Below are 21170 nucleotides of genomic sequence, written 5' to 3'. Positions count from 1 at the left end.
ATGTTCGAAGCTCCCAATGCCGCGCGGCTCAAGATATCCATCAACGGGATTGAACCCGAAATCTGGCGCCGCATCATCGTGCCGGGCGCGTGGAACCTCGAACAGCTTCACCTGGCGATCCAGGCCGCGTTCAATTGGTGGAACTATCATCTCCACGAGTTTGAGATAGGCGGACTGCGCTATGGCGATGCCGCTCTTGCCGAGGATGGCTCGGTCGAGGGGGATGCGCGAGTCTTCGACGAACGCGCGGTGCGGATAAGGGATTTCCAGGGCGCCGGGATTGTCTTCAGCTATCTGTACGACTTCGGCGACAATTGGCGGCATCAGGTCGAAATCGAGGAAATGGTCTTTCTCGATACGCCCCCAACCCACGCAACCTGCATCGATGGCGCACGCGCTCGGCCGCCCGAGGATGTCGGCGGCATTTCAGGATATGAGCAATTTCTAGAGGTGCTGGCAGACCCGAAAGACCCCGAATACAGAGAAACCAAGCGGTGGTGCGGCGGATATTTCGACCCTGAGTGGTTCGATATTGCGATTGCCGACAAAGATGTTCGCGGCGCTTTGAAGCCGAATGTGAAGCGGCGTCTTCACCAGCCCAAGCCCAAGGCAACGCGACCTTCATCCACAGGTCGCTGACCGATCCCTTGAGCGCGGCCAAATTGCCAGACAAGGCCGATCGCGCCGCTTGGGCCGCCTCTGTTCCATTCAGAAATGGATATGGTCTGTCATAGCTTCTCGGCCATTCCCGTTCGCTCCAGGGCAGCTTACCCCGTTCGATCGATGCGCTCGGCGCCTTATCGCAGGCGGCGCGCGCGCCGGCTGGCTCGTTAGTCCCACCTTGCTCCGGAAGCTGCCGGAAGCGTCGGCTTTCCCGTGGCGCGCCGGAACGACTACCAGCCATTGAACGGATTTGATCGCAAGTCGGTGGTTTGACGGTGAACCAGGTCAGCGCGAAGTCGCTCGCCGGATATCCGGGGCCTTTGGCCAGTGCCGAAAGCAGGTGTGTTTGTTTCCTGTAGGGCTGCAAGCCGGTTCGCTCCCGTTCGCGAGCCAGCCTTGTCGCTGTTCTATTCGCATCGATCTCCGTCCTGCCTCGACCGAGGGGGCGGTCCCTTCCGACTGGCGAATCCCTAAGTCCGTTCCGTTTCCGCCAGCAACCCCGGCGGCGCCGGACCGAGTTGCCGCTGCGCGGCTGCCCGCACCACTCCCGCGCCTATGGGGTCAGGCCGCCGCCTGAAGGCGGCGATGCGGACGGCACCGGACGGCCTTTGATCGGGCTTCGTCGGAGGGACGGTCCCTCGGACTTGAAGCAACGGAGCAATATCATGCAGAACATCGTCATTCTCGCCGGCAATCTCGGCGCAGACCCGGAAAGCCGCACCACCCAGGGCGGCACCAACATCACCACCATTCGCCTCGCCACCTCGCGTCCCCGCTACAAAGACGGAAAGATCGTCCGCGATGAACAGGGTCGCCGGGTCCAGGACACCGAGTGGCATCGCATCACCTGCTTCAACGGCCTCGGCAAGACGGTACAGGAGCATTGCACGTCGGGGATGAAGCTTCTGGTCCGGGGCCGCATCCATTACACCCAGTGGACCGACCAGCAGGGCAACGACCGCTATGGCTGCGAGATCATCGCCGAAACGGTTGACTTCCTGAGCCGCGGCAAGCCCGCGCAGAAGGATGAAGGTTACACCGGGAACTACAACGACCTCGATGACGACATTCCGTTCTGATCGGGACGGAGCGGCCCGGCGGAGCAATCCGCCGGGCCTCTTTATTTGCCGACGCCCGGAACCAGCCGCCCCGGATCGCCCCCGCGGAAAACCGACCTTGCGTGTCGGTCTGCGTCCAGATGCATGACACGTCCGCCATACCCTGACCATCGCTGCCTGGACCGAAGCGAGACCGGGAAGGATGAGGCAGTGTCCACCCAGCCGGACCCGGTTTGAACGAACCTCCGGCGGTTCCGATTCCTCGCAGGCGCCACCGCCGCTCTCATTGGCTCTGATCCTTGGTCAGACCCATGGCTTCGCCATCAACCCATAAAGGGTCCGCTACGCGCAGCGTGCGGCCTTCGGGCTGCGCCCGTGCGGTGATTGCAGCCATGCGCCCGACACTTCGGGAGCCTGTCGAGCGGGGATGGTCCCCGCGACGAAAGACAGGAGCCCGCAATGTCCAAGTCGCTCAACACCGTATCCGCCTATGCCTGGAGCCTCGCGCGCAGCCTCATGGTCAATATCATCGTATTCCGAACCGAAGGCGGCCTGTTCAGCGCGATGCCGGCCAGCGAATGGGACGGCGATTCGGCAAGCATCGTTCTTGAGTTCGATCCCTTTGCCCGGTGAGACGGACGCGGGGCCGCTCGTCGGCCCCGCGTTCCTTGAATGCGTAGTGGCGGATTTCCGCAGATACGCCGTTACGTAGATACGATTCCCTAGTATATTAGGTGGCCATGAGTTAGGCAGAGCGGCGACGTCCCCCGCATGAGCTTGCGGGAGATCGTCGCCACCAACTTGCGTCACATGCGTCATGCCAAAGGCTTGTCGCAGGAGGAGCTTGCGGACCGTGCCGGGATCAACCGCAACTATGTTGGAATGCTGGAGCGCGAAGAACACGCGGCGACCGTCGATATGCTCGAACGGATCGCGACGATCCTCGACATTGACCCGATGGAATTCTTCCGCAAGTCGAGCTGATCTTCATCCGTTATTGTCGGGACCAACGGTGCGCAGGGTGTTCCACGACCCGCGTCTCCTTTGCGGAAGGTTCTGGCAGTGGGCGCGATTTGCGGGCCGCGCGCGAGGCGCTTATCCCATCGGTCGCATGACCGGGCTCCGTTTTCGGGACAACCGCAACGCGCCCTGGGCGCCAGGTGTCGCGCAATGACCATTCCTGCATTTGACGACGCGCCTCCGCAAACAAGGCGGGTGAACAGTTATGACGAACGCCATTTCGTTACCTATCTGCGCCTGCTCGAAGCGGATGCCGAGGGCGCGCACTGGCATGAGATTGTCCGCGTGATATTTGGCCTTGATCCGGCAACAGATCCCCAGCGCGCCTGGGGCATCTACGAAAGTCACCTCGCTCGCGCCAGGTGGATGACCGAAGTCGGATATCGCCATTTGCTCGAAGGACGCCCCCGGTAGAACCGTCGCCGCCGCCTACAGGGGATCGCTGCGCCGTGCGCGCAGGTTCGCCCGCAAGGCGTTGAATTCATGCGCTCGGGCGGTTCTTCTGGCGTGGGTGAGCGCAGGCAAGCTCGCTCTCCTGACCCCCAATGCGGGATACAGGGAGAGGTGCGATGCCAACTGCCAGCGATTGGCGGTCGCAAGCGATCGCCGGGGCAACCGCCAATTTCGATTATGCGGACTTTGCGCAGGAGTTCCTGCGGCACAACAAGAATTACCGCCGTGACTATGATCGGATGACATCGACGAGCGCGGACGGTGCACATCGGGAGAAGACCCTCGGCGCGGACTTCGTCCGGCGCTGGGGGTTGGTGTTTCCCCATCGACCCTTATGTGTCGGCCGCAGCCGCGCCCGCGCTATGGCGCCCCGACGTCGCGCCAGGCACAGTCGTGCTGGCGCCTCCGCCCCAAGGTTATGCCGCCGCGCCTGCATTTGATCCGGCCGATCTCGGCCCGATCGTCGCCGATCACACCGACCAGAGCGGTCGCCATCTCGTTATCGACGATCCCGGTGGACGCCTGCGCCTGTGGCTGTCTGATCCAGCGATGCGCGCTGGCACGATCATCGCACTCTCACCCGACGGGGACTATCCCTTGCGCCGGGCCGCCGCCGACCGCTTCCTGCGCCGACTTCAGGGAGCGCCGCGCGGCAGACGATCCGCCGCTTTCCGGCCAACGGAATTTCAGCGCCTGCGCCTGAGTTTCCTGCTCCACCTGCTCAGTCTCCTCGCGGCTGGTCTGAGCACCCGCGAGCTGGCCGACGCCGCGGTTTATCCCGGCCTGGAGCTTCACGGTTCCAACTGGCGCGCGGCCAATGAACGCCGGCAGGTTCAACGACTGCGCGACGAGGCCATTCGGCTCAGCGAGACCGGATATCTCGATCTGCTCCGGAGCCGGTAACGCTCTACGCCGGTGCGACATTTCCCGCAGGCTTATTTTACCCTCTCTCCCGGCATAGGCGGCATACGCCAGCCTTGTCTCCAGCACCACGCGCCTTGCCCTCGTGGCCCGCGCTTCGACGGAGACCGATCATGCAGCCTGACGCCCCAGACACTGCGCCGCGCTTTCTGCGAACACCCGATGCTGCGAAGCGTCTGGGCCTCTCGCCGCGCACCCTGGAGAAACATCGCTGCTTCGGAACCGGCCCCATCTACCACAAGCTCGGCGGACGCATCGTCTACACGGTTGCCGACATCGACGAGTGGGCGGCGGCCGGGATGCGGCGCTCGACATCCGATCCGGGACCCGGCCTGGCCACGACAAGGCGGCACGCCAGCGGGACGCGCGGGCGATAATCCATGTCGCTAAGCAAAGCTCCCGCCCGGCAGCTCGACCTGTTCCGCCCGGCCGGCGGTGATGTCGCACCGCGCGATGCCCAGGATCTGATGAGCTGGCCCTTCTTCTCGCTCGCCAAGAGCAAGCGGGTCGCACCGATCGAGTTTCGCATGGGCGAGGTCTCGATCCAGGTCGAGGCGACGCCCGAACATGGCATGGCCACCATATGGGATGCTGATATTCTGATCTGGGCCGCGAGCCAGATCGTCGAGGCGCACGACGCCGGCCTGCCGACCTCGCGCCTCATCGCCGCCACGCCCTATGACATCCTGACCTTTACAAGGCGCGGCACCGGCAAGGCCAGCTATGAGCGGCTGCGCGCCGGTCTCGACCGGCTTCAGTCGACCACGATTGCCACCAGCATCCGTCAAACCACCCAGCGGCGGCGCCATCGCTTCTCCTGGATCAACGAATGGCGCGAGCGTCTCGACGGGAAGGGCCGCGCGCTCGGCATCGAGATGATCGTTCCCGACTGGTTCTACGCCGGGGTCCTGGATCACGCGCTCGTCCTTACCATCGACCGCGCCTATTTCAGCCTGACCGGCGGGCTGGAACGCTGGCTCTATCGCATCTGCCGCAAGCATGGCGGACGGCAGGAACATGGGTGGAGCTTCGACGTCGCTCACCTCCACCTGAAGTCGGGCGTCCTCTCGCCGCTCAAGCGGTTCAGCTTCGAATTGCGCGATATCGTCCGCCGCCAACCCCTGCCCGGATACCGGCTGACCCTCACCTTCGAACTCGGCCGCCACCGGCTGAACTTCACCCCGCTCCCCATCGATCCGCTCGACGCCGTCATGCGGCGGATGGGCTACCCGCCTGTGGATAAGTTGCCATGAGACACGGACTATCAGGAACCGCGACTATCGGACGATCGGGAACCCGATCCTCGGACTATCAGGAACCGAAACCACCTATAACACAATGGAATCATTGCACGATTCCGCCCCTTAACATTGCTAACTCTGAATCCTTCGGATTCATGCTAACGGGCTGCGCCCCTGTGGACGAAGCGCGATGATCGTCGCGTTCCTCAATCAGAAGGGCGGCGTCGGCAAGACGACCCTCGCGCTCCACCTGGCTGGCCAGTGGGCCATCACCGGCAAGCGCGTGCTCCTAATCGATGCCGATCCGCAGGGTTCGGCGCTGGACTGGGCCCAGGAGCGCGCGTCGCAAGGCTTGCCGCGACTGTTCAGCGTCGTCGGTCTCGCACGCGACACGCTGCACCACGAGGCGCCGGAGCTGGCGCGCAGCGTCGACCATGTGGTGATCGACGGGCCGCCCCGTGTCGCGGGATTGCTCCGCTCGGCTCTGCTCGCCGCCGATCTGGTCCTCCTGCCGGTGCAGCCATCGCCGCTTGACGGATGGGCTTCGGCCGAGATGCTGACGCTGCTCGATCAGGCCCGCATCTTCAAACCCGCGATCGCGGCGCGGTTCATTCTCAACCGCTATCCTGCGCGCACGCTGATCGGACGCGCCACTGCCGACAACCTTGCTGACCATGATCCGACTCTGCTGCCGGCCCATGTCGGTCAGCGGGTGATCTTCGCAGATGCGTTGCGAACCGGGCGGCTCGCGTCCGAAATGAACTCGGGCAGCATCGCCGCGCGCGAAATCGTCGCTTTGGCGCAGCAGGTCGGGAGCCTGCTCTCATGAGCGGTCCGGGCAAATCGTCCCGGCGTTTCGTCGCCCGGCCGCGCGGTGTTGAATCCTGGGTGTCCGACGGCGATCGGGAACGAACCACGCCGCCATCACGCAGCGCGAACACCGCGCGGCTCACCATCGACGTGACGCCGGAACTGCGCAGACGGATCAAGTTCGCCGCGCTCCAGCGCGGGCTGACGCTGGCCGATCTGTTGCGCGCCCTGCTGGTCGAAGCCTTCCCGGACGAGGATCAGGAGCGCGCCCCATGATCGCCGCCCGCGATGATCGCACCCGCGTCGACCTGCTGTGGATCGAGAAGAAGATCGAGCGCTGGATACGCTTCGGACGCCCTGTCGAGGATCAGATACTCGACCGGCGCCGTCGCCGTCTCGGCTTCGCTCCTGGCAGCATATTCGCCTTCGTGCGCTGGGCGTCCAACGACTTCGGCACGGTCGTTTCCCGCATCGACATTCTGCGCGCGGTCCTGCCGGGGGAACCCTATCAGACCGTGCCCGGCGTCGATCCCGGCGGCGACATTCTGCTGCGGCTTTCCGGCTGGCCGAAGGTCCAGCGCGTGTTCGAAGCGATCGACGCGGTGGACGCACTCGACATCGATCCCGCCGACACCGCGCCGGACCATTGGCGCCACGTCCACAATCGTCTCGCCGCCCGCGAAACGCCGCGTCCCTACACGCTGGAGCGCCACCGCGCCTGGCTCGCCCGCAAAGGCTCCCTGCAATGACCTATCCGTGGAAAACGCTCGCGGCGGCCGTCGTCGCGGTCAATCTCATCGCGATCTCCATGTGGATCGATCCGCCGCCGCGACTGATCTGGAATGCCAGTCCGAGCGTTCCGATCGGCTTCTACCGCGTGCGGACGGGCGACTCCGTCCCGCGCGGCGCGCTTGCCGTGGTGATGCCGCCGCCGGATATCGCGGGGTTCCTCGCCGAGGGCGGTTATCTGCCGCTCGGCCTGCCACTCCTCAAGCGTGTCGCGGCGCTTCCCGGACAGACGGTTTGCCGGACTGGCGACACCATAAGCATCGATGGCCGGACCGTCGCCGTCGCCAAGGCGACCGACCGGCTTGGCCGCGCGCTGCCGGTCTGGGCGGGCTGCCGAACGCTCGCAGCCGACCAGCTCTTCTTCCTCAACGCCGACCGCGAGGACAGCCTCGACGGCCGCTATTTCGGACTGCTTCCCGCAGCAACCGTGATCGGTCGGGCGACGCCGATGTGAGCGTTCGCCGTGCCGCGAAATCTCTTCCACCCCGCCAAGCAAAGGAGACTGGCAATGCAACCCAATATCTTCAAACCCACCGATGATGGCTATACGGGCCGCATCCGGTTGTTCGGCATCGATGAGGTTATCGCCCTCGTTCCCGCCGAACCGAGCGATGCAGAAAAAGCGCCGGATTTCCGCGTCCTGCTCGACGACGAACATGGCCCCAGAGTCGGCGCTGCGTGGAAGGATGTCGGCGAACGCGCGGGCGACTATGTCTCGCTGGAGATCGAAAGCCCGTTGTTCGCGGGCCAGACTCTGCGCGCGCATCTCTTCCGCACCGACGACGAGGGTTCGGCTTTCCGCCTGTCGGTAAGCCGTCCGCGTGTCCGCGAAGATCGGAGCTGATCCGGTGCGCCCGCGCTGCTGCACATCGCGCCGCCGGGCGCTGTCGCTGGCGTTGCTCGCAAGTCTTGCGAGTGCGCCGGCGACGGCCATCGCGCGCGGCGAAACCGCCACGGCGCAGTCGTCGTCCGCGGTGACGCCGATCGCCGCTCATGTGGCCGAGGCATCGCGTCGTTTCGGTATCCCGGAGCGCTGGATATGGGCGGTCATGCGTGTCGAGAGCGCGGGCGATGTGACCGCGCTCTCGCACGCTGGAGCCATGGGGCTGATGCAGATCATGCCCGGCACCTGGGCGGAACTTCGCGCGCGTTATCGTCTCGGCCGCAATCCCTACGACCCCCGCGACAACATCATCGCGGGCGCCGCCTATCTTCGTGAATTGCACGATCGTTACGGCAATCCGACTGCAATGCTGGCAGCCTATAACGCTGGCCCGGGACGCTATGATGAGCATCTGGCGAACGGCCGCCCGCTACCGCGAGAGACGCGCGCCTATCTCGCCATGCTCGCGCCGATGGTCGGCGGAGCGCCCGCTCGCGCGCTCGCCAGCGCGCCCGCCGATGCGCTGGCCTGGACCCACGCGCCGCTCTTTTCCCGTCCGGTCAGCGTCACGTCCGGCACAGTTTCGACGCCATCCGTAGCGCCACGGGGCGATGCCGGAGAGATACCAGATCCAGCCCCTTCCGAAGTCGAGGATAGCCTGTTCGTCCCTCTTTCCGGTCACCAGCCGTCATGAGGCGCCCGCTCGCAGGCAGGCGTAGTCTGGGGCGCAACGGCGTTCGCTATCGCATACGAGGCCGGGAAGGCAGGGAAATAAGGGGAGCATCGCAAGATAAAAGGACCGCCAGCAGGCTCGGTCCAGATGGTTGGTTGGTCGGGGGTTTTTCGTATGGCTCCGTGAGCGGCCTGCCAGCATGTTTTCGTGAAACTGCCGAAATTCTCGTCAATCCGCGTCTGGCGGGCTTTTGCGCCGATGGTTCCAGCCTCCGATGAGCGGCCCCGACGACGAGTTCCAGGTCAGGCCTGGACGGCCCCGCGACGGAGGGACAAAAGGCCGGCAAGCGAAGTCCTTCGTCGGCCAGGTGCTGCGGGCGGCGAACAAAGGCGGGCGCGGCGGTCGCACATACAGTCCTCGCCGGAAAGGGGGCGGCGCTTCCCGCTTCGGGCGCGGCCGAGTGACAGCCCCTCGTCGCGCGCGCAGGTCATCGGATCGACGCGTCGTCGTCAAGATGCGGATTGTCCGGCACCAAGGGGGCAAATATCGTGCAGCGCCGCTTGCCCGGCACGCCAGCTATCTCGAACGCGAAGGTGTCACTCGCGACGGGGCGCCGGGCCGACTGTTCGACGCGACTGGCGACCAGGCGGACGGGAACGCCTTTGCTGATCGCTGCGAGGACGACCGCCACCATTTTCGGATCATCATCTCACCGGAGGACGCCAGAGAGATGGAGGACCTGCGTGCCTTTACCCGCGAGTTGATGGCAGATGCACAGCGCGACCTTGGCACCTCGCTCGACTGGGTGGCGATCGATCACTGGAACACCGACGACCCCCATATTCATGTGCTGGTTCGTGGTCGCGGTGACGATGGCCGCGACCTCGTCATAAGCCGGGACTATATCCGCGAGGGCTTCCGCCATCGCGCCGAGGACCGCGTGACCCTTGAAATGGGGCCGCGCACACAGCGCGAGATCCAGGCCGCACTCGGTCGCGAGGTTCAGGCCGATCGCTGGACCAGCCTCGATCGCTCGCTGAGAGATATCGCCGATCGTCATGGCGGCATTGTCGATCTGCGCCCGGACGCCAATGGTCATGGAGCTCAAAACCGGCATCTCCTGATAGGCCGCGCGCAGAAGCTCGAAGCCCTGGGCCTGGTCGATCCGCTCGGTCCCGCAGCCTGGACCATCAAGCCGGGTCTGGAAGACAAGCTGCGCGATCTCGGCGTTCGCGGCGATATCATCAAGACTATGCATAAGGCGATGGGTAAGGACACGCCGAATCCGGACGTATCGCGTTTCGCGATCCACCTCGCTCCGCCGGTCGATCCGATCGTGGGCCGTCTGGTTGATCGCGGGCTTTATGATGAACTCAAAGGGAGCGCCTTTGCCGTGGTCGACGGCATCGATGGTCGCACCCATCATCTCCGGTTCGAGGATCTCGAAATGACCGGGGACGCGAAGCCAGGCGCAATTGTCGAGCTGCGCTCCTGGGATGACGTTAGGGGACAGCGGCGCCATTCGCTCGCGACGCGCTCGGATCTGACCTTGAGCCAACAGATCAGCGCTGATGGCGTCACCTGGCTCGATCGCAATCTGATCGCCCGCGAACAACCTGTGCTGGGCGGCGGATTCGGCGCTGAGGTGGCCTCGGCGCTGGAAGCGCGCTGCGATTATCTCGAGGGGGAGGGTTTCGCCCAACGTCGCGGGCAACGAGTAGTATTCGCACGGTCGTTGTTGAAGACGCTGAAAGAGCGTGAGCTGCAACGGGCGCAGACGGAAATTGCGGGCCGGACGGGCCTCGCGCCGCAGCCGTCGGCGCCTGGGGAGCATGTCGCCGGAGTCTACCGGGAGCGCGTCACGCTCGCATCCGGCCGCTATGCCATGATCGACAATGGTCTCGGGTTCCAACTCGTACCGTGGCGCCCCGCGCTGGAGCAGAATCTGGGGCAGCATGTGTCCGGGACAATGACGCCGGGCGGCGGGGTTGATTGGACCTTTGGCCGACAGCGGGGCCTGGGTCTGTAGCAAATCTTGGCCTGCTTTCCTGACGTCAAACAGGATCGAAAAAGGATATTTGGCGCCTAGTTTAACAAATTTTCGTTGAATGTGGCGACAAATGCCCTATTTGTGGGTCGAGGAGCGGCGCAGATGCTATACAGCTTGGACATTGAGAACTTCTATTCCATCCGCGAGCGGCAGGTCATCGACCTGCGCGCGGCTGGAAACGCGCCCGACACTCCCGAACGGTTGGCACCAATCTGGGCGGGTTCCAAGGAGCGGGCGCCCAAGGTGGTCGCTATCTTCGGTCCAAACGCTTCGGGCAAATCAACGGTGCTGCGCGCACTGTCTTTTGTGGCCTGGTTCGTACGCGACAGCTTCAGCATCGCGCCCGGTGCGCGTCTGCCTTACGAACGTTTCAATGACGAAGCATCCTTGGCTGCGCCGACGCGCCTGTCGGTCTCGCTGGCCGGCCTTGCTGATCCCGAGAGTGATGATCCGAATGGACCACAATGCCGGTACGCGTATGAGGTGACGCTGGGCGGCGCGGCAGGTCAGGCGCAGGAGGTGCTGGCTGAAGCGATATATTATTGGCCGCCGGACACCGGGCGTAAGGTTCGCCTGTTCGAGCGCGATCGTTACGGCAAGGTGACGGCGGCGAGCGCCTTTGGCCTTTCCGGCTACCGGCAGGCACTGGAGAAGGTGCTGCGGCCGAACGCAAGCGTCATCTCGACGCTTGCCCAGCTCAAGCATCCCTTCGCCACATCCATCTGGCAGGCGGCTTCACTCGTCATCTCCAATATCCTGATCGAGAAGCAGGATGGACTGGAGGATCAGATGGTGCGCCACTATGCTAGCAATCCGGCGCTGGTCGATGCGCTCAACCGTGAGATCGAGCGGATCGACCTCGGCATCAAGGCGATGCGACTCGAATCCGGTCCCAACGGTCCAATCGCGCTGTTCACTCATGAAGGCCATGATGGTCCGATGCCGCTCGTACTGGAAAGCCACGGCACGCGGATGTTCCTGCGTATCTATCCAATCATTCTTCAAGCGTTAGAAACCGGCGGCCTCGCGGTAATCGACGAACTGGACACCGCTATCCACCCTCTGGTGTTGCCTGAGATTCTGCGCTGGTTCCACGATCCGGAACGTAATCCGCATGATGCCCAACTTTGGATGACCTGCCATAACGCCTCCCTGCTGGAGGAACTCATCAAGGAGGAAGTGCTGTTCTGCACCAAGGACCGGCGCGGTCGCACCGAGGTCTACACGCTGCGCGACGTCCAGTCGGTCCGGCGCGACGACAATTATTATCGCAAATATCTGAGCGGCACCTACGGCGCCGTTCCCCAAATCGGATGAGGCGGCCACAACGCCGCCGCATCCCGCAGCGCAGGCGATTGTTTGTCGGCTGCGAGGGAGAGAGCGAACGCGGCTATGGAGCATTCCTCACCCGTCTGATCGAAGATCAGCAACTTGCGGTCCATCTCGATCTGGTTGTGCTGCAACCTGGCGGCGGCGATCCATGTGGCATCGTTGAACTGGCTGCTCGCAGGATCGCGCAGAAGCAGAAAAGTCGTGGCGAACCCTATGATCGCAAGATTGTGCTGCTCGATGCCGACCGGCTCGGCGCCGTCCCGGAACGTGATCAGCGTCTCTTCCAGCTAAGCCGCCGCGAGAATATTCATCTTGTATGGCAACGGCCCTGCCATGAAGCCACGTTGCTGCATCACATCGACGGATGTGAACGCCTTGATCCGCAAAGCACCGCAGGGGCGCTTCGCGAGTTACGACGGCGATGGAATGACTATCAGAAAGGGATGTCAGCCAACCGACTTGCCGAACGTCTGGACCTCGACGCCGTTCATCGCGCCGCGGCTGTTGAGCAAGACCTCGCCGTCTTTCTCACCGAGATTGGATTGGTTCGGTGACCGGGTCATCGGTCCATGCGGGAGGCTGTTGGATGCTGCGTCATTCCCGAGGTTCAGCGGACGATCGGTCCAGCCGTATGGCGAAATTCGATGCAAATAGAGTCTGAGACGCGCGTAATTCGCCTACGCTATCATTTGTATTTGCACGATAGCGTTTCTATTTCTTCGATCGCTCTCGCTAAGATATTGTAATCGCAATCATTGGATCCCGACCTTTAGGCAATTTGCCGGAAAGGAAGGGTTATGTCGGCTACCAAGATATTGTGGGGCCAGATCCTCGCAGTCTTCGCGATCGTTCTCACATCAGTCTGGAGCGCGACCCAGTGGACGGCCGCCGCGCTCGCCCATCAACCCCAGCTCGGATCACCCTGGTTCACCATAGGCGACTGGCAGATCTATCCGCCGCCCGCTTTCTTCTGGTGGTGGTTTTCGTTCGACGCCTATGCACCCGACATATTTCTGCACGGCGCCTATATCGCCGTCTCAGGTGGATTCGTATCGATTGCCGTCGCCATAGGCATGTCGGTCTGGCGCGCCCGTGAACTGAAGAATGCAGAAACCTATGGCTCGGCGCGCTGGGCGACCGAGACGGAGGCGCGCGCCGCCGGCTTGCTGGGTGATGATGGCGTCATTCTCGGCAAGCTCGGCACGAACTATCTTCGCCACGATGGCCCGGAGCATGTGCTGTGCTTCGCGCCAACCCGCTCGGGCAAGGGCGTCGGCCTCGTTGTTCCCAGTTTGCTGACCTGGCCGGGCAGCTGCATCGTCCACGACATCAAGGGCGAGAACTGGGGACTGACCGCAGGCTTCCGCAGCCGTTTCGGCAAGGTGCTGCTGTTCGACCCGACCAATGCCGCGAGCGCGGCCTATAACCCCTTGCTCGAAGTGCGCCGCGGCGAATGGGAAGTCCGCGATGTTCAGAATATCGCCGACATATTGGTCGATCCCGAAGGGTCGCTCGAGAAGCGCAACCACTGGGAAAAGACCAGCCACGCGCTGTTGGTGGGCGCCATTCTCCATGTGCTCTATGCCGAGTCCGACAAGACGCTGGCCGGCGTCGCCAACTTCCTCAGCGATCCGGGCCGCCCGATCGAGACCACGCTGCGGGCCATGATGCTAACCCCGCATCTGGGAGACGCGGGCGTCCACCCGGTCGTCGCCTCGGCGGCGCGGGAACTCCTCAACAAGAGCGAGAATGAACGGTCGGGGGTGCTCTCGACCGCCATGTCGTTCCTGGGCTTGTATCGCGATCCCGTCGTCGCGGCCGTCACACGGCAATGCGACTGGCGCATCGCCGACCTCGTGAACGGGCCGCATCCAGTCTCGCTCTACCTCGTCGTGCCGCCGTCCGACATCAACCGCACCAAGCCGCTGGTCCGCCTCATCCTCAACCAGATCGGCCGCCGGCTGACCGAGGAGTTGAACTCCACTGCCAAGCGGCAGCGCCTGCTGCTGATGCTCGACGAGTTTCCGGCTTTGGGCAGGCTGGACTTCTTCGAATCCGCGCTCGCCTTCATGGCCGGGTACGGAATGAAATCCTTCCTGATCGCCCAGTCGCTCAATCAGATCGAGAAGGCCTATGGCGTCAATCACTCGATCCTGGATAACTGCCACGTCCGGGTTTCGTTCGCGACCAACGACGAGCGGACGGCCAAACGGGTCTCCGACGCCCTCGGCACCGCGACCGAAATGCGGGCGATGAAAAACTATGCGGGCCACAGGCTCAGCCCCTGGCTCGGTCATCTGATGGTGTCGCGATCCGAGACCGCCCGCCAGCTTCTCACGCCTGGAGAGATCATGCAGCTTCCACCCGACGATGAGATCGTCATGGTGGCGGGCACGCCGCCGGTGCGGGCGAAGAAGGCGCGATATTTTACCGATCCCCGTCTCACCCGCCGCTTGCTGCCGGCGCCAAAACCCCGGCGCAACCAGCGGCCGCCACGTCCAGACGACTGGACGGGTATCGAACCGCCGCCGCAGCCGGACAGTCCGCCTCCAAGTCAATCCGGCGGTGCGGCCGCCACGCCTGAGAATGCCGACAGCGATGACGCCAATGCCAATATCCGCCGTGAGCCGGGGCTTCCCGACCATGAGGAGGTGGTGCGTGAGGCGCCGGCGCCCGTCAACGAGTTCGATTTCGACGAACCGGATACAGCCAGCGACGAGGCGACCACCCAGCGCCGGATGCACCGCATCGCCCGCATCGCGAGCCTCGATCCCGGCGACGGCATCGAGCTTTGACAGGGAGAACCCAGACCATGCGCGTCAAACGCACTTATCGTCTGCCGCCCGATCTCGTCGATCAGATCGAGGACTATGCCGCCCGCAAGCGCGTGCCGCAGACGCACATCATCGAGGCCGCACTTCTCTCGTTCCTGTCGCCAGACGGGCCTGAGCGCCTGGAGGCGGCGCTGGCGCGGCGCCTCGATCGCCTGTCGCGGCAACTGGAGCGAGCCGAGCAGAACATCACCATCTCCAATGAGGCGATCGCCCTGTTCGTTCGCTTCTGGCTCACCACAACCCCGCCCTTGCCCGACACCGGGCAGGCGGCCGCGAAGGCCAGCGGCAATGAACGCTATAAGGCCTTCATCGAAGCGCTTGGCCGTCGGGTCGAGACGGGGTCGAGTCTCGCTCGTGAGATCACGCAGGACGTTGATTCACAGGCGAGCCGTCCCGTTACCGGGTTTGAGGACTGAATAAGTCCTACGCCCGGCTTTCTATTCCTTCGACGCCCTACGCTAAACGCAAATAGTTGTTGCGATAGCGTTTTTTCTGTCTCTTCTAACTGTCCCCATGCCCACGCGCGGCTCGCGCCAAGGCGCAATCAGGGGACGGTCATTGGCAAGCTACAGCCTTAAACCGGAGAGTTCGGCACGCGGTGCGCGGATGCTTCGCACGGCGCTGGGCGCTTCGATCGCGGGCTGGCTGGCGGACCCGAAGACCGTCGAGGTCATGCTGAACCCCGATGGCCGGTTATGGCTCGACCGGCTGGGCGAAGGCCTGTCCGATACCGGCGAACGGCTTTCACCGGCTGACGGTGAGCGGATCATTCGGCTGGTCGCCCATCATGTCGGCGCCGAGGTTCATGCAGGGAGCCCGCGCGTCTCGGCCGAGCTGCCGGATAGCGGGGAGCGGTTCGAGGGGCTGTTGCCGCCTGTCGTCGCAGCGCCGGCCTTCGCGATCCGCAAGCCCGCCGTGGCTGTCTTCACCCTCGATGATTATGTCGCCGACGGGATCATGACGCGGTTGCAGGCGTCGGCGCTGCAAATCGCAGTCGCCGACAAGGCCAATATCCTGGTCGCCGGCGGCACCGGCACCGGCAAGACCACGCTGACGAACGCGCTGCTGGCCGAGATCGCCAAAACCGGCGACCGGGTCGTTCTGATCGAAGACACCCGCGAGCTTCAGTGCAGCGCCCCCAATCTGGTGGCGATGCGGACCAAGGACGGCGTCGCCAGCCTGTCGGATCTCGTTCGTTCCTCTTTGCGCCTCCGCCCGGACCGGATTCCGATCGGCGAGGTGCGCGGCGCCGAGGCCCTCGATCTCCTCAAGGCCTGGGGCACGGGCCATCCCGGCGGCGTCGGCACGATCCACGCCGGCAGCGCGATCGGCGCGCTACGCCGCATGGAACAGCTCATCCAGGAAGCGGTGGTGACGGTGCCGCGGGCGCTGATCGCGGAGACCATCGATCTCGTCGCGGTCCTTGTGCGCGATGGCCATGGTCGTCGGCTGTCCGAACTCGCCCGCGTCGATGGGCTCAATGCCGCCGGTGAATATGCGCTGCGCCAGCTCCCCGGCCCGCTCGAGCCCGTCCGCAGGGCGGAAGACGTCCCCATCCATCAGACAGGAGAACTCGGATGACCAACGCACTTTCCCGTTTCCGCAGCACCGCCAACACGGCGATGATCGGCCTCGTGGTCGCGCTCGCCATGTCGAGCGCGGCCAGGGCGTCAGGCTCCTCGATGCCCTGGGAAGCGCCGCTTCAGTCGATTCTTCAGTCGATCGAAGGGCCGGTCGCCAAGATCGTGGCGGTCATCATCATTATCGTGACCGGCCTGACCCTGGCGTTCGGCGACACCAATGGCGGGTTTCGGCGGCTGATCCAGATCGTGTTCGGTCTTTCGATAGCCTTCGCCGCCAGTTCCTTCTTCCTCTCCTTCTTCAGCTTCGGCGGCGGGGCCGTCATCTGATGTTGGGCGGCGGAGATGAGGTCGCGGGCTTCTACGCCCCCGTCCACCGGGCGCTGACCGAGCCCATCCTGCTCGGCGGCGCCCCGCGCACGCTCGCCATCGCCAATGGCACGCTGGCGGCCGCGATCGGTCTCGGCCTCCAGTTGTGGATTGCCGGCGGCGTGTTCTGGCTGGTCGGCCATCTTGCCGCCGTCTGGGCCGCGCGCCGCGATGCGCAGTTCGCCGACGTCGCCCGCCGTCATCTCCGATACCCCGCGCATTTGCGTGTCTGAGGCGGAGCAACACCATGATGAACCTCGCCGAATATCGCCAACGCGCTGCCTGGCTCAGCGACTTCCTGCCCTGGGCCGCTCTGATTGCCGAGGGCGTCGTCCTCAACAAGGACGGCTCATTCCAGCGCACCGCGCGTTTTCGTGGCCCCGATCTTGATTCCGCCACACCGTCTGAACTGGTGGGCGTTACCCACCGGCTCAACAATGCACTCCGGCGCCTGGGATCGGGGTGGTCGATCTTCGTCGAAGCCCAGCGCATCCCGTCCGACGACTATCCCGTTTCGGACTTCCCCGACCCGGTCTCGTCGCTGGTCGACGAGGAACGCCGCGCCCAGTTCGTCGACGCGGGCGCGCATTTCGAGAGCCGCTATTATCTCACGCTGCTCTGGATGCCGCCCGCCGAGGACGCGGCCCGCGCCGAAAGCTGGCTCTACGAAGGCAAGGCCAAAGACGGGGTCGATCCCTGGGAACTGGTCAAGAGCTTCACGGATCGCTGCGCCCAGCTTCTCAATCTGATCGACGGGTTCGTGCCCGAATCCGCCTGGCTCGATGATGCGGAGACTCTGACCTATCTCCACTCGACGATCTCGACCCGGCGCCAGCGGGTCCGCGTGCCCGAAACCCCGATGTATCTCGATACGCTGCTGGCCGATGAGCCGCTGACCGGCGGTCTCGAGCCCCGGCTGGGCCGGCATCATCTGCGCGTCCTCACCGTGATCGGATTTCCGACAATGACCTGGCCGGGGATTCTCGATGAACTGAACCGGCTCGCCTTTCCCTATCGCTGGTCCACCCGCGCCATCATGCTCGACAAGGGCGACGCGACGAAGCTGCTGTCGAAGATCCGGCGGCAATGGTTCGCAAAGCGCAAATCCATCGCAGCCATCGTCAAGGAGGTGATGACCAATGAGGCGTCGGTCCTCATGGACAGCGACGCATCGAACAAGGCGGCGGACGCCGATGCGGCGCTGCAGGAGCTGGGCGCCGATGATGTGGGACAGGCCTATGTGACCGCGACTGTCACGGTCTGGGATGAAGACCCGGGTATCGCCGCCGAGAAACTGCGTCTCGTCGAAAAGATCGTCCAGAGCCGCGACTTCACCTGCATCCCCGAAGGCATGAACGCGATCGAGGCCTGGCTCGGATCGCTCCCCGGTCATGTCTATGCCAATGTTCGGCAGCCGCCGCTCTCGACGATGAACCTTGCCCACATGATCCCGCTCTCGGCGATCTGGGCGGGGCAGCCGCGCGACGAGCATTTCAAGGCGCCGCCGCTGCTGTTCGCCAAGACCGAAGGCAGTACGCCGTTCCGCCTGTCGCTTCATGTCGGTGACGTCGGCCATACGCTGGTCGTCGGCCCGACCGGCGCGGGCAAATCCGTGCTGCTCGCGACCATGGCGCTCCAGTTCCGGCGCTATCCCGGCAGTCAGATTTTCGCCTTCGATTTCGGCGGCAGTATCCGTGCTGCGGCTCTCGGCATGGGAGGCGATTGGCAGGATCTCGGCGGAAGCCTGTTTGCGCGGGATGGCGACACGGAGGAGACAGGCGGCGTCCTGTTGCAGCCGCTGGCCCGGATCGATGATGCAGCCGAACGAGCCTGGGCTGCCGAATGGCTTGCCGCCATCTTCGAAGCCGAAGGCGCGACAGTCGATCCGCAGGCCAAGGACCATATCTGGTCGGCCCTGACCTCCCTCGCCAGCGCTCTGCCCGGCGAGCGAACGCTCACCGGGCTCGCCGTGCTACTCCAGTCGCAAGAGCTGAAGCAGGCGCTTGCGCCATGGTGCGTGGGCGGCGCCTGGGGGCGGCTGCTGGATGCCGAACAGGAACGGCTCGGCACCGCCTCGGTGCAGGCGTTCGAGACCGAAGGGCTGATGGACAGTGGCGCGGCGCCCGCCGTTTTGTCCTATCTCTTCCACCGCATCGCCGGGCGGCTCGATGGGAGCCCCACGCTCATCATCATCGACGAAGGCTGGCTGGCGCTGAACTCGCCCGCCTTCGCCCGCCAGCTCTCCACATGGCTGGTGACGCTGCGCAAGAAGAACGCCAGCGTCATCTTCGCCACCCAGTCGCTTGCCCAGATCGAGAACAGCAGCGTCGCGCCCGCGATCATCGAAAGCTGCAAGACGCGTATCCTGCTCCCCAACGAACGCGCGCTCGAGCCGCAGATCGCCCGCATCTACCGCGCCTTCGGTCTCAATGACCGGCAGATCGAAATCCTGGCCCGTTCGACGCCCAAGCGGGATTATTACTGCCAGTCCCCACGCGGCAACCGGCTGTTCGAGCTGGGTCTCGGCGATGTCGCGCTCGCTTTCGCGGCCGCCTCTTCCAAGACCGACCAGATCACCATCGGCGAACTGATGGACGCCCATGGGCAGCAGGGCTTCGCCGACGCCTGGCTGCGCCATCGCGGTCTGAACTGGGCGGCCGACCTTCTGCCCGCTTTCACAGAGGAGAATCCGCTATGACACGTCATAAACTGCGCCGCAGCATCATCGTCGGCATCGCGATGCTGGGTCTAACAGCCGTCCCAGAGCCTGCCAGCGCGCAGCTCGGCTTCGGCGGGATCGTCTATGACCCGACCAACTATGCGCAGAATGTGCTGACCGCGGCGCGCTCGCTCCAGCAGATCAACAATCAGATACAGCAGATCCAGCAGCAGGCGACGTCGCTCATCAACGAGGCCCGCAACCTCGCTTCGCTGCCGTTCAGCAGCCTGGGCGAGCTTCAGGCGCAGATTCAGCAGACCCGCCAGTTGCTGAGCGAGGCGCAGCGCATCGCCTATGATGTGAAGACGATCGAGGACGCCTTTACCGCGCGCTATCGTAATGTCGATATGAGCGCGTCCGACGCGACCCTGATCGCCAATGCCCGCGAGCGCTGGCGGGACAGTGTCGGCAGCTTCGAGGATGCGCTCCGCGTCCAGGCCGGCGTCGTCGGCAATATCGAAGGCTCGCAGACGGCGATGGCGGACATCGTCGGCGCCAGCCAGTCGGCGACCGGCGCGCTTCAGGCGGCCCAGGCCGGCAACCAGCTTCTTGCCCTGCAATCGCGTCAGATCGCCGATCTCACCGCGCTTCTCGCCGCGCAGGGCCGCGCCCAGGCGCTCGAATCCGCGCGCAACGCCGCCACCGAAGAGCAGGGCCGCGAGCATTTTCGCCGTTTCATGCGCCGCAGCGGCCAGTGACCGGGCGATAATCGAGAAGGGGAAACGCACATGAGCCGCAGCGCCAGGATCGCCGGAGTCGCGCTTGCCGGAGGCCTGTTGATGGCGACCGCTATCGCCATAGCGGTGGACGAGCGCAAACCTGCCGCGCCTCTGCCATCGCCCACAGATCTCGCGCCGTACGATCCCTTGCGCGACGAGCTTGCCCGTTGCCGCACGCTCACCATGCCGGATTCCGGCTGTGACGCGGCCTGGGAGGAACATCGCCGCCGCTTCCTCGGACGCGAGGATGACCGGCCATGAACGACACCGGCGTCATCAATACCTTCCTCGACACGTTCAACACTTACATCGACAGCGGCTTCGGCCTGCTCGGGGGCGAGGTCGCCTTCCTCTCCACGACACTGATCGTCATCGACATCACGCTCGCCGGCTTGTTCTGGGCCTGGGGCGCCGACGAGGACGTGATGCACCGCCTTGTGAAGAAGGTGCTCTATGTCGGCTTCTTCGCTTTCGTCATCGGCAACTTCTCCGCGCTCGCCGGAATCGTATTCGAGAGCTTCGCTGGATTGGGGCTGAAGGCGAGCGGCGCCAGCATCAGCCTCGCCGACTTCATGAAACCGGGCAGCGTCGCGGCCGCCGGGTTCAATGCAGGCGAACCGCTGCTCGACGCTGCCGGACAACTGACCGGCCCGGTCGGCTTGTTCACCAACTTCGTCCAGATCGCGATCCTGTTGATCGCCTGGGTCATCATATTGATCGCCTTCTTCATCATCAGCGTGCAGCTCTTCGTCACGCTCATAGAGTTCAAGCTGACCACGCTCGCGGGCTTCGTCCTGCTGCCCTTTGCACTGTTCAACAAAACGGCTTTCCTTGCCGAAAAGGTGCTCGGCAATGTCGTCGCCTCCGGTATCAAGGTGCTGGTGCTCGCCGTCATCGTCGGGATCGGCACCGGCCTCTTCGCCCAGTTCGAAAGCGCGTTCGGCGAAATGCCGACTGCGGAACAGGCGATGTCGGTGGCGCTGGCCGCCCTCGCGCTTCTCGGCCTCTCGATCTTCGGACCCGGCATCGCCACCGGCCTTGTGTCCGGCGCACCCC

Annotated in this window: 27 protein-coding genes; all 27 read left to right on the top strand. The window is 64.3% G+C overall.

Annotated elements, in window-relative coordinates:
- Window positions 1-639, top strand: coding sequence for a plasmid pRiA4b ORF-3 family protein (locus D2V17_RS08840; RefSeq protein WP_039577866.1), 639 nt, complete (start codon window positions 1-3; stop codon window positions 637-639).
- Between the two features lie 689 nt (window positions 640-1328).
- Complete coding sequence (locus D2V17_RS08835; RefSeq protein WP_039581728.1) at window positions 1329-1742, top strand: single-stranded DNA-binding protein; 414 nt, start codon at window positions 1329-1331, stop codon at window positions 1740-1742.
- Between the two features lie 438 nt (window positions 1743-2180).
- Complete coding sequence (locus D2V17_RS21305; RefSeq protein WP_167702736.1) at window positions 2181-2354, top strand: hypothetical protein; 174 nt, start codon at window positions 2181-2183, stop codon at window positions 2352-2354.
- A 138-nt stretch (window positions 2355-2492) separates the two neighbouring features.
- A complete protein-coding gene (locus D2V17_RS08830) occupies window positions 2493-2705 on the top strand; it encodes a helix-turn-helix domain-containing protein (protein ID WP_039577869.1) in 213 nt (70 codons plus the stop codon).
- A gap of 186 nt (window positions 2706-2891) precedes the next feature.
- On the top strand, window positions 2892-3155 hold the full coding sequence (locus D2V17_RS08825; protein WP_039577872.1) for a DNA -binding domain-containing protein: 264 nt from the start codon (window positions 2892-2894) through the stop codon (window positions 3153-3155).
- A gap of 131 nt (window positions 3156-3286) precedes the next feature.
- Window positions 3287-3634, top strand: a complete 348-nt coding sequence (locus D2V17_RS21540) for a transcriptional regulator domain-containing protein (protein ID WP_342746792.1) — start codon at window positions 3287-3289, stop codon at window positions 3632-3634.
- Window positions 3588-4097, top strand: coding sequence for a DNA -binding domain-containing protein (locus D2V17_RS08820; protein ID WP_089217522.1), 510 nt, complete (start codon window positions 3588-3590; stop codon window positions 4095-4097). The genes D2V17_RS21540 and D2V17_RS08820 overlap by 47 nt, the downstream gene beginning before the upstream one ends.
- 131 nt (window positions 4098-4228) lie before the next feature.
- On the top strand, window positions 4229-4492 hold the full coding sequence (locus tag D2V17_RS08815) for a helix-turn-helix transcriptional regulator (RefSeq protein ID WP_081997451.1): 264 nt from the start codon (window positions 4229-4231) through the stop codon (window positions 4490-4492).
- 3 nt (window positions 4493-4495) lie between these two features.
- Window positions 4496-5368 carry a replication initiator protein A gene (locus D2V17_RS08810; RefSeq protein WP_039577878.1) on the top strand — a complete coding sequence of 291 codons (873 nt, stop codon included), beginning with the start codon at window positions 4496-4498 and terminating at the stop codon, window positions 5366-5368.
- A 178-nt stretch (window positions 5369-5546) separates the two neighbouring features.
- Window positions 5547-6185: a ParA family partition ATPase gene (parA, locus tag D2V17_RS08800; protein WP_039577881.1), complete on the top strand. Its 639-nt coding sequence runs from the start codon at window positions 5547-5549 to the stop codon at window positions 6183-6185.
- Entirely contained in the window at window positions 6182-6442 is a 261-nt protein-coding gene (locus D2V17_RS08795) for a ribbon-helix-helix protein (protein WP_039577884.1), read from the top strand. The genes parA and D2V17_RS08795 overlap by 4 nt, the downstream gene beginning before the upstream one ends.
- Window positions 6439-6915, top strand: coding sequence for a DUF2840 domain-containing protein (locus tag D2V17_RS08790; RefSeq protein ID WP_039577887.1), 477 nt, complete (start codon window positions 6439-6441; stop codon window positions 6913-6915). The genes D2V17_RS08795 and D2V17_RS08790 overlap by 4 nt, the downstream gene beginning before the upstream one ends.
- Window positions 6912-7409 (top strand): S26 family signal peptidase, encoded by a 498-nt coding sequence (locus D2V17_RS08785; RefSeq protein ID WP_039577890.1) that lies wholly within the window; start codon window positions 6912-6914, stop codon window positions 7407-7409. Before D2V17_RS08790 ends, D2V17_RS08785 begins: the two co-directional genes overlap by 4 nt.
- Before the next feature lie 54 nt (window positions 7410-7463).
- Window positions 7464-7799 carry a DUF736 domain-containing protein gene (locus tag D2V17_RS08780; RefSeq protein WP_039577893.1) on the top strand — a complete coding sequence of 112 codons (336 nt, stop codon included), beginning with the start codon at window positions 7464-7466 and terminating at the stop codon, window positions 7797-7799.
- A 4-nt stretch (window positions 7800-7803) separates the two neighbouring features.
- Window positions 7804-8532 (top strand): lytic transglycosylase domain-containing protein, encoded by a 729-nt coding sequence (locus tag D2V17_RS08775; RefSeq protein WP_039577895.1) that lies wholly within the window; start codon window positions 7804-7806, stop codon window positions 8530-8532.
- Between the two features lie 253 nt (window positions 8533-8785).
- Window positions 8786-10540, top strand: coding sequence for a relaxase/mobilization nuclease domain-containing protein (locus D2V17_RS08770; protein ID WP_039577898.1), 1755 nt, complete (start codon window positions 8786-8788; stop codon window positions 10538-10540).
- Window positions 10541-10663: 123 nt separating this feature from the next.
- Window positions 10664-11878, top strand: coding sequence for an AAA family ATPase (locus tag D2V17_RS08765; protein WP_039577901.1), 1215 nt, complete (start codon window positions 10664-10666; stop codon window positions 11876-11878).
- Window positions 11875-12447, top strand: coding sequence for an RloB domain-containing protein (locus D2V17_RS08760; protein WP_039577904.1), 573 nt, complete (start codon window positions 11875-11877; stop codon window positions 12445-12447). The genes D2V17_RS08765 and D2V17_RS08760 overlap by 4 nt, the downstream gene beginning before the upstream one ends.
- Window positions 12448-12690: 243 nt before the next feature.
- On the top strand, window positions 12691-14688 hold the full coding sequence (locus D2V17_RS08755) for a conjugal transfer protein TraG (protein WP_039577906.1): 1998 nt from the start codon (window positions 12691-12693) through the stop codon (window positions 14686-14688).
- Between the two features lie 17 nt (window positions 14689-14705).
- Window positions 14706-15143: a hypothetical protein gene (locus D2V17_RS08750; protein WP_039577909.1), complete on the top strand. Its 438-nt coding sequence runs from the start codon at window positions 14706-14708 to the stop codon at window positions 15141-15143.
- 190 nt (window positions 15144-15333) lie between these two features.
- The gene (gene trbB / locus D2V17_RS08745) at window positions 15334-16308 is read left to right on the top strand and encodes a P-type conjugative transfer ATPase TrbB (RefSeq protein ID WP_052208609.1); all 975 of its coding nucleotides are present in this window, start codon (window positions 15334-15336) and stop codon (window positions 16306-16308) included.
- Window positions 16305-16637: a TrbC/VirB2 family type IV secretion system protein gene (locus D2V17_RS08740; RefSeq protein WP_039577915.1), complete on the top strand. Its 333-nt coding sequence runs from the start codon at window positions 16305-16307 to the stop codon at window positions 16635-16637. Before trbB ends, D2V17_RS08740 begins: the two co-directional genes overlap by 4 nt.
- A complete protein-coding gene (locus tag D2V17_RS08735; RefSeq protein ID WP_039577919.1) occupies window positions 16637-16909 on the top strand; it encodes a VirB3 family type IV secretion system protein in 273 nt (90 codons plus the stop codon). Before D2V17_RS08740 ends, D2V17_RS08735 begins: the two co-directional genes overlap by 1 nt.
- 14 nt (window positions 16910-16923) lie before the next feature.
- Window positions 16924-19374, top strand: coding sequence for a conjugal transfer protein TrbE (gene trbE, locus D2V17_RS08730; RefSeq protein WP_039577923.1), 2451 nt, complete (start codon window positions 16924-16926; stop codon window positions 19372-19374).
- The gene (gene trbJ, locus D2V17_RS08725) at window positions 19371-20093 is read left to right on the top strand and encodes a P-type conjugative transfer protein TrbJ (protein ID WP_039577925.1); all 723 of its coding nucleotides are present in this window, start codon (window positions 19371-19373) and stop codon (window positions 20091-20093) included. Before trbE ends, trbJ begins: the two co-directional genes overlap by 4 nt.
- Window positions 20094-20123: 30 nt before the next feature.
- Window positions 20124-20375, top strand: coding sequence for a putative entry exclusion protein TrbK-alt (gene trbK-alt, locus D2V17_RS08720; protein ID WP_039577927.1), 252 nt, complete (start codon window positions 20124-20126; stop codon window positions 20373-20375).
- A partial coding sequence (gene trbL / locus D2V17_RS08715) for a P-type conjugative transfer protein TrbL (RefSeq protein WP_119592680.1) occupies window positions 20372-21170 on the top strand: 799 nt, incomplete at its 3' end. The genes trbK-alt and trbL, both read left to right, overlap by 4 nt.

It is taken from the genome of Aurantiacibacter xanthus (genome assembly GCF_003584015.1).
Taxonomy (GTDB): domain Bacteria; phylum Pseudomonadota; class Alphaproteobacteria; order Sphingomonadales; family Sphingomonadaceae; genus Alteraurantiacibacter; species Alteraurantiacibacter xanthus.
Note: the sequence above shows the minus strand (reverse complement) of the source record. Positions and strands in the feature narration are given on the sequence as shown.